The 14,037-nt window shown below is 66.5% G+C and carries 9 protein-coding genes and 7 pseudogenes; 9 read left to right on the forward strand and 7 right to left on the reverse strand.

Going from position 1 to position 14,037, the window contains the following annotated elements; all coding sequences use genetic code 11:
• The first annotated feature begins 8 nt into the window (after positions 1–8).
• The gene (locus tag AC0IX7_RS06020) at positions 9–719 is read left to right on the forward strand and encodes an SDR family NAD(P)-dependent oxidoreductase (protein ID WP_471810853.1); all 711 of its coding nucleotides are present in this window, start codon (positions 9–11) and stop codon (positions 717–719) included.
• Between the two features lie 124 nt (positions 720–843).
• Here the strand turns inward: AC0IX7_RS06020 and AC0IX7_RS06025 are convergent.
• The 3 genes and pseudogenes from AC0IX7_RS06025 to AC0IX7_RS06035 form a co-directional block, all read right to left on the reverse strand.
• A pseudogene (locus tag AC0IX7_RS06025) lies at positions 844–2,087 on the reverse strand (class I SAM-dependent methyltransferase).
• 219 nt (positions 2,088–2,306) lie between these two features.
• Positions 2,307–3,669, reverse strand: a pseudogene (locus AC0IX7_RS06030) (cryptochrome/photolyase family protein).
• Complete coding sequence (locus AC0IX7_RS06035; protein WP_471810854.1) at positions 3,666–4,607, reverse strand: histone deacetylase family protein; 942 nt, start codon at positions 4,605–4,607, stop codon at positions 3,666–3,668. The pseudogene AC0IX7_RS06030 and the gene AC0IX7_RS06035 overlap by 4 nt, the downstream one beginning before the upstream one ends.
• Before the next feature lie 74 nt (positions 4,608–4,681).
• Between AC0IX7_RS06035 and AC0IX7_RS06040 the strand changes: the two are divergent.
• The 5 genes and pseudogenes from AC0IX7_RS06040 (at position 4,682) to AC0IX7_RS06060 (ending at position 8,701) form a co-directional block, all read left to right on the forward strand.
• Positions 4,682–5,175: pseudogene (locus AC0IX7_RS06040) on the forward strand (RNA pyrophosphohydrolase).
• 39 nt (positions 5,176–5,214) lie between these two features.
• Positions 5,215–6,117 (forward strand): DUF481 domain-containing protein, encoded by a 903-nt coding sequence (locus AC0IX7_RS06045; RefSeq protein WP_471810855.1) that lies wholly within the window; start codon positions 5,215–5,217, stop codon positions 6,115–6,117.
• Positions 6,118–6,157: 40 nt separating this feature from the next.
• Positions 6,158–7,360: pseudogene (locus AC0IX7_RS06050) on the forward strand (hydrolase).
• Positions 7,357–8,372, forward strand: a pseudogene (locus AC0IX7_RS06055) (arginine N-succinyltransferase). The pseudogenes AC0IX7_RS06050 and AC0IX7_RS06055 overlap by 4 nt, the downstream one beginning before the upstream one ends.
• A gap of 110 nt (positions 8,373–8,482) precedes the next feature.
• The gene (locus AC0IX7_RS06060; RefSeq protein WP_471813759.1) at positions 8,483–8,701 is read left to right on the forward strand and encodes a hypothetical protein; all 219 of its coding nucleotides are present in this window, start codon (positions 8,483–8,485) and stop codon (positions 8,699–8,701) included.
• 9 nt (positions 8,702–8,710) lie between these two features.
• Here AC0IX7_RS06060 and AC0IX7_RS06065 read toward each other — a convergent pair whose 3' ends face one another.
• From AC0IX7_RS06065 to AC0IX7_RS06080, 4 genes are all read right to left on the reverse strand, one after another.
• A complete protein-coding gene (locus tag AC0IX7_RS06065) occupies positions 8,711–9,448 on the reverse strand; it encodes a Crp/Fnr family transcriptional regulator (protein ID WP_471810856.1) in 738 nt (245 codons plus the stop codon).
• Positions 9,449–9,686: 238 nt separating this feature from the next.
• The gene (locus AC0IX7_RS06070; RefSeq protein ID WP_471810857.1) at positions 9,687–9,821 is read right to left on the reverse strand and encodes a hypothetical protein; all 135 of its coding nucleotides are present in this window, start codon (positions 9,819–9,821) and stop codon (positions 9,687–9,689) included.
• 188 nt (positions 9,822–10,009) lie between these two features.
• On the reverse strand, positions 10,010–10,570 hold the full coding sequence (gene cobU, locus AC0IX7_RS06075; RefSeq protein ID WP_471813760.1) for a bifunctional adenosylcobinamide kinase/adenosylcobinamide-phosphate guanylyltransferase: 561 nt from the start codon (positions 10,568–10,570) through the stop codon (positions 10,010–10,012).
• 151 nt (positions 10,571–10,721) lie between these two features.
• The gene (locus AC0IX7_RS06080; RefSeq protein WP_471810858.1) at positions 10,722–10,955 is read right to left on the reverse strand and encodes a hypothetical protein; all 234 of its coding nucleotides are present in this window, start codon (positions 10,953–10,955) and stop codon (positions 10,722–10,724) included.
• A 35-nt stretch (positions 10,956–10,990) separates the two neighbouring features.
• Here AC0IX7_RS06080 and AC0IX7_RS06085 point away from each other — a divergent pair, with 35 nt between their 5' ends.
• From AC0IX7_RS06085 to AC0IX7_RS06095, 3 genes and pseudogenes are all read left to right on the forward strand, one after another.
• Positions 10,991–11,632: an aminotransferase class I/II-fold pyridoxal phosphate-dependent enzyme gene (locus tag AC0IX7_RS06085; RefSeq protein ID WP_471810859.1), complete on the forward strand. Its 642-nt coding sequence runs from the start codon at positions 10,991–10,993 to the stop codon at positions 11,630–11,632.
• A pseudogene (gene cbiB, locus AC0IX7_RS06090) lies at positions 11,625–12,562 on the forward strand (adenosylcobinamide-phosphate synthase CbiB). The gene AC0IX7_RS06085 and the pseudogene cbiB overlap by 8 nt, the downstream one beginning before the upstream one ends.
• A pseudogene (locus tag AC0IX7_RS06095) lies at positions 12,550–14,019 on the forward strand (cobyric acid synthase). Before cbiB ends, AC0IX7_RS06095 begins: the two co-directional pseudogenes overlap by 13 nt.
• Positions 14,020–14,037 lie beyond the last annotated feature (18 nt).

Below are 14,037 nucleotides of genomic sequence, written 5' to 3' on the forward strand. Positions count from 1 at the left end.
GAGCGATTATGACGGACAAGCCTCTCGACGGCCGGCTAGCCCTGGTCACCGGTGCGAGCCGCGGCATCGGCGCGGCGACCGCGATCGCGCTGGCGGCCAAGGGCGCACACGTCGTCCTGACGGCGCGCACGCCCGGCGGTCTCGAAGAGGTCGAGGCGACGATCCACGCGGCTGGCGGTTCGGCGACGATCGCCCCGCTGGATCTGGCGGAGAGTGAAGCCATCGGGCGCTTGGCGACCGCGATCGGCGATCGCTGGGATGCGCTCGACATTCTGGTCCTCAATGCTGGCATGCTCGGCTCGCTGTCGTCGGTCCCGGCGATCGATCCGAAGGAAATGGCGCAGGTCCTGACACTCAACGTCAGCGCGCAGGCCGCCCTGATCGCGGCGTTCGATCCGATGCTGAAGAAGGCGAAGTCGGCCCGGGTGATCGGCGTAACCTCCAGCGTCGGCCGCAAGCCCCGCGCGTATTGGGGCCTCTACGGCGCGTCGAAGGCCGCGTTCGAAACGCTGCTCGGCGCGTATGGCGACGAGATGGCGGAGATCAGCGCGATCCGTACCGCGATCGTCGATCCCGGCGCGACCCGGACCAAGATGCGCGCGCGCGCCTATCCGGGCGAGGATCCGAACTCAGTCAAAGAGCCGACGGTGGTAGCGGACCGGATCGTGGCGCTGGCGATCGAAGGCTTCGAACCCGGCCATTTCGAGCGGGTGAACTAACGGGATCCTCCCCCGCCAGGGGAGGTGGCTGGCGCTTGCCAGACGGAGGGGAGGTAAGCGACCACGTAGGCTCCGTGTCCTCCCCTCCGTCGCCTTTGCGCCACCTCCCCTGGCGGGGAGGATTTTAGTGCTTCACCAAAGTAACCTGCGCGACATCGATCCCGCCGCCGAGAAACCCGCCCTCGCAATACATCAGATAGTAGCGCCACAACGCCACGAACCGCGCATCGAACCGCGCCGGCAAGCGCCCCTCCGCGACTGCCGCATCGAACGCCACGCGCCACCGCCGCAACGTCTCAGCATAGTGCAACCCGAACCCGCGCCGATCCTCCCAAACCAACCCACGCGCCTCCGCCAGCGCGCGAAACCGCGGCTCGGACAACAGCATCCCGCCCGGAAACACATAACGCTGGATGAAATCGACACTCCGCGAGTAGGAGTCGAAGATCGCATCGTCGATCGAGATATACTGCAACGCCGCACGCCCGCCGGGCTTCAGCGCGCGCGCGATCGCGTCGAGATACACCGGCCAATATTCCTCGCCGACCGCCTCGACCATCTCGATGCTCGCCACCGCGTCATAGGTGCCGGTGACGTCACGGTAATCGGTCAGCGCCACGCGCACGCCGTCGAGCCCAGCCGCCGCGATCCGGTCGTCGATCTGTCGCTTCTGCTCGACCGACAGGGTGAGCGCATGCACGCCGACCCCCGCCCGCGCCGCCATCTCGGCGAAAGACCCCCAGCCACAACCGATCTCCAGGATCGTATCGCCCGCCCGCGCCCCGGTCCGATCGAGGATCGCACGCAGCTTTCTACCCTGCGCCGCCTCATGCGGTTCGGCATCGTCGAACGGCTCGGCGAAGATCGCGCTCGAATAGGTCAGGCTCGGATCGAGCCACGTCTCGTAGAAATCGTTGCCAAGGTCGTAATGCGCCGCGATGTTCCGGCGCGAGCCGGTCAGGTCGTTCCGCCGCATCCTGTGCCACGCCCGCGCCGCCAACCGCACCACGCCCCTGACCGCGCCGAGCCCCCCAACGACCGCCGGTTGCGCATGAACAGATCGAACAGCGGGACCGGATCGGGGCTCGACCAGTCGCCTGCCGCCCAGCCCTCATACCAGCCGACCGACCCCGCCGTCGCGAGCCGGACCAGCGCGCGCCAACGATGGACGGTGACGACAGGCAAAGGCCCAGGCGCGCATCCGCCGATCAGCCGTCGCGTGCCATCGGGCAATCGCGCGTCGATCCCGCCGCTCTCGAGCCCCGCGTCGATCCGGTCGAGCAATCGGTGGAACACCGGCGCGACGACGCGCGCAACCGGGGAAACCTGCGTGGAGGGCGCATCATCGAAAGCGGGAACGGCAGTCATCGCGGCGCTCCATGCAACAGGGGCCGCGGCTAGGAAAGAGGCGGCGGTCTGGAAACGGCTGGAAGGCGATGCCTGCGTTACGTCAGGACCACAACACGCTCCCCTCCCTGGAAGGGAGGGGTTGGGGATGGGTAGGCCGGTTCGTGCCACTGGTGGTCCATCATGCGGAACCCAACCCACCCCCAGCCCCTCCCTTCCAGGAGGGGAGTAGACGTGGCCCTACCGCGCGTGCCGCCCCGCCTCGAGCGCTCTCTCTCGCCCTTCACGATGCCCGATGATCTTCGCCGGATAGTCACCCGGCCGACACCCGGATTCCTCCGGATCGTGTATCGCCGCCCCGGAGACCTTCGCCAGTTCCGGCACCCACTCCCGGATATAGTCCCCCGCGTCGAACTTCTCCGACTGCGACAACGGCGCCATGATCCGCCCGAACATATTCGAGATCCACCCCGGTCCCGGCCACCCACTGCCAGTTCACCGCATTATTCCCGTAATCCGCATCGACCAGGCAGTCCCAGAACCACCGTTCTCCCTCGCGCCAGTCGATCAGCAAATGCTTCACGAGGAAGCTCGCTGTGATCATCCGCACGCGGTTATGCATCCACCCGGTCGCCCAGAGCTGGCGCATCCCGGCGTCGACGATCGGATAGCCGGTCCTGCCCTCCCGCCACGCCTTGAGGTCCGCATCGGCGGCCTTGCCCGACCGCCAAGGGAGCTTGTCGAACTTCGGCCGCCCGTTCGTATCGCCGTAATCCGGCATCGTCAGTACCACGCCATCGGTGAAATCCCGCCATGCGAGTTCCTTGCGGAACGTCGTCGCGTCGCCGTGCCCGTCGACCGCATGCCACACGGTACGCGGCGATATCTCCCCGAAATGCAGATGCGGCGACAGCCGCGACGTGCCCTCGATCGACGGCATGTTGCGATCGACGTCATACGCCTCGACGATCGGCGCCATCGCCTTCGCATTCTTCAACGCCTGCGCCTCGCCCGGCGTCCAGTCCTTGAACCCCGTCGACCAGTCCGGCTTGGTCGGCAGCAGGTCCCAGTCCTCGAGCTTCTCGCTCTTCGGCCACTTCGACGGCGCCGGGATGGTCCGCGGTACAGGCTCGGGCTCGCCCGGCGGCATCATCTGGTTGAGCGCCTTCCAGAACGACGAATACACCTTGAACTGCCCGCCCGACCCCGTCTTCACGTCCTCGACGCGCGCCAGATGATTGCCGTCATGCAGGCACAATCGATCGCCAAGCGCGGCCTCGGCCTTGCGCCACCACGGCTCGTAATGCCGGATCGCATGCACCTGCCCGGCGCCGGTTTCCTCCATCAGCGCCGTCAGAACCTCGACCGCGTCCCCGCGCCGCAAGATCAGCTTCGATCCCTTGTCGGCCAACGCCTTGCTGAACGCGTCGAGCGTATGATGCAGCCACCAGCGCTGCGCCCCGCCCATCTTCCATTTCCCCGGCGCATCGTCGTCGAGCACATAGACCGGGATCACCGGTCCCGCATGCGCGGTTGCGATGAGCGCGGGTTGATCGTGAAGGCGGAGGTCCTGGCGCAGCCAGAGCAAAGAAGGTGTCGTCATCGCGCGTTCAATGCACCAACCCGCAGTCCGGCGTCACGCGCAGCCGCAAAAGTTTCGCCGAGCGTCATGATCGCGGCGACGTGCCGTTCCGCGATCGCCAGCGCATCCTCGCCGTATCCCCCGCCGACCGTACTCGCGAGCGGCAAGCCCCGCGCGATCGCGAGGCTGCCGACCAGCCGCTCGCGCTGTGCCAGACCGTCCAAGGTCAAAGACAACCGCCCAAGCCGATCGCCATCAAACGGATCCACCCCCGCCTGATACAGGATCAGCTCCGGCCGAAACTCGTCGAGCAACGGCACCAGCGTCGACTCCAGCGTCGCCAGATAAACCTCGTCGCCGACCTTGTCGGGCAGCGGCACGTCGACCGTTGATCGCGCTTTCCGCACCGGGAAATTTTTCTCCGCGTGGATCGAATAGGTCGCGATCTCCGGCCGTCCCGCCAGCAGCGCCGCGGTCCCGTCGCCCTGATGCACGTCGCAATCGACCACTAGCACGCGCGCCACGCGGCGCTCGTCGATCAACCGCGCCGCCGCCACCGCGAGATCGTTGAACACGCAGAACCCGGCGCCGGTATTCGACAGTGCATGATGGCTCCCGCCCGCCGTATTCGCTGCAAACCCGTGCTCCAGCGCGAGGCAGGCCGCGAGCCACGTCCCGTGCGGCACGATCGCCGCGCGCGATGCCACCGCCTCCGTCACCGGGAACCCGATCCGCCGCTCCTTCTCCTTCGGCACGTCCGCGCGAAGCACCTCGGCGACATAATCCTCGTCATGCACCGCCTCTAGCCACGCAGTCGGCGTCGTCTCGGCGCGATGCCATGCGACGGCATCGCCTTTGTCGAGCAGCAGGTCGCGGATCAGCCCGTTCTTGTTCCAACGGTAGGTCGAACGCGCAGGCGCTGGCGTGACATAGTCGGGATGGTGGACGACATGGATCATGCTCCGTAGGTAGGAGCGCGATGCCCGAGACCCAAGCTGCCCGAGCCCCAAGTACCTGCGTTGCGGAGACTATTTTGACCGACGTTTCGACCCTCCCCTACCGTCCCTGCGCCGGCATCATGCTGATCAACGCCGAGGGCAAGGTCTTCGTCGGCCAGCGCAATGATTCGCCGCTGGAGGCATGGCAGATGCCGCAGGGCGGGATCGATCCCGGCGAGGACGCCGAAGCCGCCGCGCTGCGCGAACTCGGCGAGGAAACCGGAGTCACGCCCGACAAGGTCGAACTGATTGCGGAGGCCGCCGGCGAGTTCGTCTACGACCTCCCCCAGAACTGCTCGGCAAGGTCTGGAAGGGCAAATGGCGCGGCCAGACGCAGCGCTGGTTCCTGTACCGCTTCCTCGGCACCGACGCCGACGTGAACATCGCCACCGAGCACGAGGAATTCCGTGCATGGCGCTGGAGCGATCCCGCCGACCTGCCGCGGCTGATCGTGCCGTTCAAGAAGGCGCTCTACGAACAGGTACTCGCCGCCTTCGCGCCACATCTCGGCGCAACCGGCCAGCGCTGAGCAGTTCCCAATATGCTGCACTGCCGCTACGGAACGGCTGTGCTTCGCTTATCCCTTCTCCTTCTCGCCCCGCTGCTGCTGGCGAACGCGCCCGATCCGCAATCGGTGATGATCCCAGAAACGATCCGCGCGATGCTCGATGCGGCGCTGGAGTCGGGGAACGAGGCGGACGTCAACACGGTCGCAAAATACGCTCGCGCCGCCGATCCGCTCAGCGGCGACGCGGTGTTGGCGATCGCCGAGAAGTGGAAGGCCGACCGCGCAGCGCAGCGCACACAGGTTATCCGCCAGGCGAGCTTTCTCGACTTGTGGAGCGGTAAGGCGGAGGTCGGCGGCTATCTGACGACGGGCAATTCCGACACCGCGGGCGGGACGGCGGTGCTGGACCTGAACCGCGAAGGTCTTCGCTGGCGGCATAAGTTCCATGCGCAGGCCGACTATCAGTCGAACCTCAACATCACCACGCGCGAGCATTACCTCGCTTCGTACGAACCCAATTACAAGGTCGACGATCGCGCGTATATCTACGGCGTCGCCCAGTATGAAAGCGACCGCTTCCTGGGCTATTTCAACCGTTACTCGACGTCGGTCGGTGCCGGCTACAGCGTAATCAAGACCGCGGGCACTAAACTCGATCTCGAATTGGGGCCTGCGTATCGCGATACCGAGTTCACCGACAATACCGTGCAAAGCAGCATCGCGGCACGTGGCACCGCGAACTTCAGCATCCGCATTCTCAGCGGACTGTCGGTCAGCCAGGTCGCGTCCGCCTATGTGCAGCGCTACAACAGCACGCTCAGCGGTACGACGTCGCTCAACGCAAAGCTGATCGGGCCGCTATCCGCCGCGCTGTCATACAGCGTCCAGTATGAAAGCGAACCGCCGGTCGGCTCGGTTTCGACCGACACCACCAGCCGCGCATCGCTGGTCTACAGCTTCTGACGCTGTTCCCACGCGCGCCCGGCCTCGCTAGGGTTAGGCGATGAGGGGACTTTCAACGATAGAGCGCGATGCCGTCGACACGGCGAGCGCTGCACCCATGTTGGCCCAGGTCGAGACGTGGGCCGCTATCAACAGCGGCACGCGCAATCTGACGGGGCTCGCGACGATGGCGGGATTGCTCGGCGATGCGTTCGCGAGCCTGCCGGGCGAGATCACGATGGTCGAGCCGACCCCGGTCGACAGCGTTGGTGCGCAAGGCGTGGTCTCGGCGATCGAGCACGGCAAGCACCTGCATCTCGTCGTGCGTCCCGACGCGCCGGTCCGCATGCTGTTCACCGGGCACATGGATACGGTCTACCCGGTCGATCACGCGTTCCAATCGCTCCAGTGGCTCGAAGACGGCCGGCTGAATGGCCCCGGCGTCGCCGACATGAAGGGTGGCCTCGCCGTCATGCTGGCGGCGCTCCGGGCGGTCGAAGCCAGCCCCTCGCCGCCCGGATCGGCTATGACGTGGTCATCAACTCGGACGAAGAGACCGGCTCCTTCTCCTCGGCCGCGCTGCTGGCCCGCGCCGCGCACGGCAAGGTCGCCGCGCTGACCTACGAACCGGCGCTTGCCGACGGTACGCTCGCCGGTGCGCGTGGCGGCACGGAAACTTCTCGATCATCGTCCATGGCCGCAGCGCGCATGCTGGTCGCAACCCGGAGGACGGCCGCAACGCGCTGGTCGCAGCGGCCGACATCGCGGTGCGCCTGTCGAAGGTGCGCGGGCCCCGCCTCGCCGTGAACCCGGCACGGATCGAGGGCGGCGGCCCGAACAACGTCGTGCCCGACCTCGCCATCCTGCGCATCAACTTCCGCCCCGCGACGCTCGACGAGATCACGCGCGCACAGTCGCATATCGACTCCGCCGTCGCGATGGTCACTGCCGAGCATGACGTCCGCATCGAGGTCCATGGCAGCTTCAATCGCCCCCGAAGCCGATCGACCCGGGCGCCGCGCGGCTGTTCGATCTGGTCAAGGCATCGGGTGCGGACCTCGGCCTCGACATCGCCTGGAAGGCGACCGGCGGCGTTTGCGACGGCAACAACATCGCCGCCGCCGGCGTGCCGGTCGTCGACACGATGGGCGTTCGCGGTGGCGCGATCCATTCGACCGACGAATTCATGATCCCCGACAGCCTGGCCGAGCGCGGGGCGCTGTCGGCCGTCACCATTTTGCGTATCGCGGAGGGCCGCTTGTGAGCTTCAGGATTCGAGCCGCGGTCGATGCCGATCTCCAGCATCTCTACGAAATGGCCAAGCTCACCGGTGGCGGCTTCACTAACCTGCCGCCCGACCGACGCGCGCTGACCGCCAAGCTCGAACGCAGCCACGCCGCCTTCGCGCGCACCGATGGCCCGGTCCAGGACGAGCTGTTCGTCCTCATCCTCGAAAACATCGAGACGCAGGAGGTGCGCGGCACCTGCCAGATCTTCACGCAGGTGGGACAGAGCTACCCGTTCTACAGCTACCGGATCGGCCAGCTCACCCAGCATAGCCGCGAACTGAACCGCACTTTCCGCGCGGACATGCTGACCCTCGCCACCGACCTCGAAGGCGCGAGCGAAGTCGGGGGCTGTTCCTCCATCCCGGCGAACGCGCCGGTGGCCTCGGGCTGCTGCTCGCACGAAGCCGCTACCTCTTCATCAAGATGCACCGCGCGCGCTTCGCGGACCGGATCCTCGCCGAACTGCGCGGCGTGATCGACGAGGCCGGCGGCTCACCGTTCTGGGACGGCCTCGCGGGCCGCTTCTTCGGGATGAATTTCCAGGACGCGGACCAGTTCAATGCGATCAACGGCCACCAGTTCATCGCCGACCTGATGCCGAAACATCCGATCTACACCGCGATGCTGACCGAGAGCGCACGCGCGGCGATCGGCCTGCCGCATCCTTCGGGTCGCGCAGCCATGCGGATGCTGGAGAACGAAGGCTTCGCGTTCGAGAATTACGTCGACATCTTCGACGGCGGCCCGACCATGACCGCACGCACCGATCAGGTCCGGTCTATCGCCGACGCGCGGACCAGCAGCGTGGTGGCGATCGACGGTGACGACGGCAAAGACGCCTTGGTTGCGGCAGGCCATCTCGCCGACTTCCGCGCGGCGTTCGGCAAGGTTCGCGAGACCGACGACGGCGTCGTGCTAGCCGAGGCTTGCGCGCGCGCCCTGGACGTCCGCGAAGCCGACCGCGTCACCCATGTGCCGCGTCTCTGACAGCCAGAAATCCGCACTCGATCGTCGGGTTAATTTACAGTTAACCACGCCGGCACCGACCGAAACCGCGCAGAACCGCCACTGGTACGTATCTTGCTGAGATGCCCGCCATGTGGACCCGCTTTACTCGCCTGTTCGTCATCAAGACCAAGTTCGAGGCTTTCCTCGTGATCTACGGCCTCGGCCTCGGCGCAGTGGAGCGTGGGATGCACTATCTCCAGCAATACCCCGGATATGGCGGCTGGCTCCTGTTCGCGGCGTGCCCGATCGCCGTTTTCATGGCGGGCGGCCGGATCATCGATTCGGTTTCCCATACCCGCGACGATTGAGTTCGGGCGCTAGATCTTCTGCTGGGCGAGATGCAGGTACCGGCTGGAAAAATCGGCGAGTTCGCGCAACGCGTCCCATTGGGGAAAGCTGATCCTGCGCCGGTTACGGCTGATCAGGCCATCGGCTTCGAGCGACTTGATCGTTCGGTTCACATGTACCGCGGTCAGGCCCAGTGCATCGCCAAGCTGTTCCTGGCTCATCGGCAATTCGTAATCGCCCGCTCCGGTCAGCCCCTGCATGTCGAGACGGATGGCGAATTCGCATAGGAAATGCGCCAGTCGCGACCGCGCATCGCGGCGCCCGATGTTCAGGATCCATTCGCGAAAGATCGACCCCTCCACCAATGTGTTGACGAAGATCGCATTGCCGATCGAAGCACGTTTGCGGGCCAGGTCACGCAACGCCGTCCTGGGGATCGTTGCGACCTCCGCGCGGGTCAGCGTCTGGACGTTGTGGTCGGCGACGTCGAGGAACAAATGCTGGAAATCGAGCGCATCGCCCGGGATATGCAGCGAGACGATCTGGCGCATCCCCGAACCCGTCAGCTTCTGGCGATAGGCGAACCCGGACAACAGCACCGCACATTGCTCCGGCGCGTCGCCCTCGCGAACCAGATACGAGGACGGCTCGTAGGTGCGGAGCGTATAGGGCAGCGCGAGCAATGCCGCACGGTCGTCTGCGTTCAGCGTCGCATGGGTTTCGAGCTTGCGCACCATCAGGGCCAAGGGACTGGATGTCGAGATCATAGCGTATTCCCGCAAATATCGGGGCGGGAGCACATGCATCTCTCGGTCGTCAGGGCCCAAAAAACGGCTAACGATGAACGGCAATAACATAGTCCGAACAAAGGCGTTTAGATATATGTCAGCACTGAACCGCAAACATGGATCAGGATTTAAGTGTAAATTTCAGTTCAGACGTGCCCGATATCGAGCACGCGGTCATCCGGATCACCTAACCAACGTATAAATCAAGCATTCGTTGTCAGATCGCGAGTGATGCAGGCGCCATCGGCAGGGAATCCTTGATGATTCGACGACCGACTTCGACCTGCGATCCGATTTTGACGAGCGCGGTCTGAAGGTTATCGATACAGTCACTGAGTTTTGCGCCGAGCAACGCATTATCCCCTCGTCGGCGATTCGAAGCGCTTCTTCGATAAGAAAAACCATCGATTTCAGCCGCGCGATCGTTTGCACCTTGCTATGCATAGAACCCCCCAATATTGCGTCATCTACCTATGCTCGCGATTAGAGCGAAAAGCCAATTGCAATCGAGGAAGGTTCGGCGTCTTCGATTGCATGCCGCTACGGACGCGGCGGTCCTTTCCAGCGCTGGACGAGGCCTGCCATCACCAGATCGACCGAATCCATCTCAGCGGCGATGCGCTGATGGAGAAACCCCGCGGCATCCCGGAACCGGCGGGCCAATGCGTTGTCCGGCACGATCCCGAGCCCGACCTCGTTCGACACCACGATGATCCGCCCTTCGAGCCGACCGATCGCATCCAGCAGCGCATCGGTCCGCGCCGCGATCGGCGCATCGTCGAGCAGCAGGTTGGATACCCACAAGGTCAGGCAATCGACGAGCAGGACGGTATCGATCGCGTCGGCGGCAAGCAGGGCGTCGGGCAGCGCCAGCGGTGCCTCGATGGTCTCCCACCGGTCGTCGCGATCGGCGCGGTGGCGCGCGATCCGATCGGTCATCTCGCCATCGAACGCCTGTGCGGTCGCGACATAGACGAGCTTGAGTTGCTGGGCCGTCGCGATCGCCTCGGCGGTTTGCTGCGCATGACGGCTCTTGCCCGAGCGCGCGCCACCGAGCACGAACAGGCTCTTACCGAACGCCGCTCCAACTGATTGCACCATGTCATGTCCTTCGTGCTTGCGGCCGCCACCCGGAATGACGATGACGCCGCGAAGATCAAGCAAAAGCCCATGGGACTGACGACGGAATGAAGGCCCTGCGCATCCATGGTGGACGGATCGACATCGCCGCCACCTGCTATCCGGGTGCGCCTCAGCCGTGGCTCGATCTGTCGACCGGCATTAATCCATGCCCCTGGCCCGCCGACCGCGCGCCACCGGTCGATCTGCAACAACTACCCTCCCCGGCCGCCATCCGCGATCTCGAAGCGGCCGCGGCGGCGATGTTCGGCGCCAGCGTGGATCGGGTCGTCGCCTTGCCGGGCAGCGAGATCGGCCTTCGCGCGCTCGATAGCCTCGACCTGCCGTCGCCGGTCCGCTTCGTCACGCCCAGCTACTCCACGCATGAGGATGCGATCGGGGGTGCGACACCGATCCCGCGCGACGCGATCGACACCGATCCGCGACGGCACGCTCCTGTTGGCCAACCCGAACAATCCCGACGGTGCCCTCGATACGCCCGATCGACTGTTGCGGATCGCCCGGTGCGGCACGTGGCTGGTCGTCGACGAAGCCTTTGCCGATATCGCACCGGCGTTCAGCCTCGTCCCGCGTCTCGATCCCGACGACCGGGCGATCATATTCCGTTCGTTCGGCAAGTTCTTCGGGCTCGCGGGCGTGCGACTGGGCTTCATGATCGCGCCGCCCGTGCAGGCGGAAGCGATGCGGCGTCGTTTGGGCAGTTGGCCCGTCTCCGCGCTCGCGGTCGCCTACGGCACGGCGGCCTACCGGGATACCGCGTGGATCGCGGAGGCTCGGCGATCAATCGTCGCGCGCGCCGGCCGGCTTGACACGCTGCTCGGCCGGCACGGTCTGCAAAGCCTCGGCGCGTGCCCGTTGTTCCGGCTGGTGGAAAGCGACGATGCCCCAGCGGTTTTCGAACGCCTCGCGCGATCGGGTATCCTCACGCGTCCGTTCGATCATGCGCCGCGCTGGCTCCGCTTCGGCGTGCCGGGGGACGACGCCGCATTCGACCGCCTCGACCGGGCTCTTGCCGATGGCTGAGCCGATCGCAGCGCTGGCGATCCTGGTGGACGTGGTGATCGGCTGGCCGCCGGCGCTTTATGCCCGGATCGGTCATCCGGTCGGCGGGTTCGCGCGCGTGATCGGCTGGGCGGAGACGCGCTGGAATATCCCCGCCGCATCGAGCGCCCATCGTCGCGCCGCAGGAATCGCGACATTGGCCTTGGTCGTCGCCATCGCGATTGGAGTGGCGTGGGCGACGACGCTGCTCGCCCGTCACGCGCTGGGCTCGGCGGCATGGATCGCGATCGGCCTCATGGCCGCGCCGGGGCTAGCGATCCGCAGCCTGTACGATCATGTCGTTCCGGTGGCACGTGCGCTGGCCGCGAGCGATCTCGAGACTGGCCGCGCGCGCGTCGCGATGATCGTGGGCCGTGACGTCGCCTCGCTCGACGAAGCCGGCGTCGCACGCGCAGCGATCGAGAGCCTTGCCGAGCGTGTGTGACGGCGTCGTCGCACCGCTGTTCTGGCTGCTCGTCGCGGGGCTGCCGGGACTGTGGGCCTACAAGGCGATCAACACGGCCGATAGTCTGATCGGGCATCGCGAGGAACGTTGGCGCGCGTTCGGCTGGGCGGCAGCGCGGATCGATGATGTCGCGAACCTGATCCCCGCGCGGCTCAGCGGCGTGCTGCTGTGCCTTGCCGGGCTCGGCGGATGGCGGACGATGTGGCGCGACGCGGGGAATCACGCGTCGCCCAACGCTCGGCTGGCCCGAAGCGGCGATGGCCGGCGCGCTCGGCCTGCGGCTGGCCGGGCCGATCGCCTATGACGGGGTCAGCGTCGCCAAGCCGTATATCGGTGACGGCCGTGCCGACGCGACCGCCGTCGATCTTCGCGCCGCGCTCGGCATCTGTCGCCGGGCGTGCGCGCTGCTGTTCGTCATCGTCGGAGGGATCGCATGGGCGCTCTGATGCTTCAGGGGACCGGCTCGGACGTCGGCAAGTCGGTGCTGGTCGCGGGGCTATGCCGCGCGTTCGCCAATCGCGGGCTGTCGGTTCGCCCGTTCAAGCCACAGAATATGTCGAACAACGCCGCCGTCACCGCCGATGGCGGCGAGATCGGCCGCGCGCAGGCGACGCAGGCGATCGCCTGCCGGGTCGAACCCAGCGTCGACATGAACCCGGTGCTGCTCAAGCCTCAGGGCGACCGCACCTCGCAACTGATCGTCCGCGGGCAGGTGCGCGGCACGCTTCGCCGCAGCGCGCTGGCGCGAGGGACGCGAGGGATTACTGGTCGACGTGCTCGACAGCTTTGAGAGGCTGTCGGCAGGCTGCGATCTCGTCGTCGTCGAAGGCGCGGGCAGCCCGGCGGAGATCAACCTGCGCGCCGGCGACATCGCCAACATGGGGTTCGCGCGGGCTGCCGACGTCCCCGTGGTGCTGGTCGGCGACATCGACCGCGGCGGCGTGATCGCGGCGATCGTCGGCACGCGCGCGGTGATCGATCCGGCAGATGCGGCGATGATCCACGGCTTCCTGATCAACAAGTTCCGCGGCGACCCGGCGCTGTTCGACGACGGCTATCGCGCGATCGAAGCGCGGAGCGGATGGCGCGGCTACGGCGTCGTGCCGTGGCTGGCCGACGCGGTACGGTTGCCGAGCGAGGACGCAGTGATCCTCGAACGCCCCGCCGCCAGTGCCCAACGCCGCGTCACGATCGCCTGCCCGATCACGCCGCGGATCGCCAATTTCGACGACCTCGATCCGCTTCGGCTCGAGCCCGGTGTCGCGTTGGTGATGGTGCCGCCGGGCACACCGATCCCGGAGGTCGACATGATCGTGCTCGCGGGATCGAAGGCGACGATCCCCGACCTCGCCTTCGTTCGCGCGCAAGGCTGGGACATCGATATCCGCGCGCATCACCGCCGTGGCAAACCGGTGCTCGGGCTCTGCGGCGGCTATCAGATGCTCGGTCGCAGCATCGCCGACCCTGACGGGATCGAGGGCCGGCGGGGCGCGTCGACGGGCTCGGGTTGCTCGACATCGACACGGTCCTCACCGGCCGCAAGACGCTGGAAAGGGTGCGCGGCCGGACGCAGGGCGCGGCGTTCGAGGGCTATGAGATGCACATGGGTGCTACCACCGGCCCCGCGACCGCACGCCCGGCCGGCCACCGCGCCGATGGCAGCCCCGAAGGCGCGACGAGTGCAGACGGGCTGGTGTCGGGCAGCTACGTCCACGGCCTGCTCGCGCTCGCGGAGCAACGCGCGGCGTGGCTTGCGCGGCTCGGCGTCGCGTCCAGCGGACCCGATCATAGCGCGTCGATCGATGCCGCGCTCGATGCGATCGCCGCAACGCTCGAGCGGCATGTCGATCTCGATGCGCTACTTGCGCTAAGCGAGCGCGCCGGCCATCGCCAACGCGACTAGCAGCCCGATCTCGACGAT

The sequence above is a fragment of the Sphingomonas sp. AC411 genome (assembly GCF_979253035.1).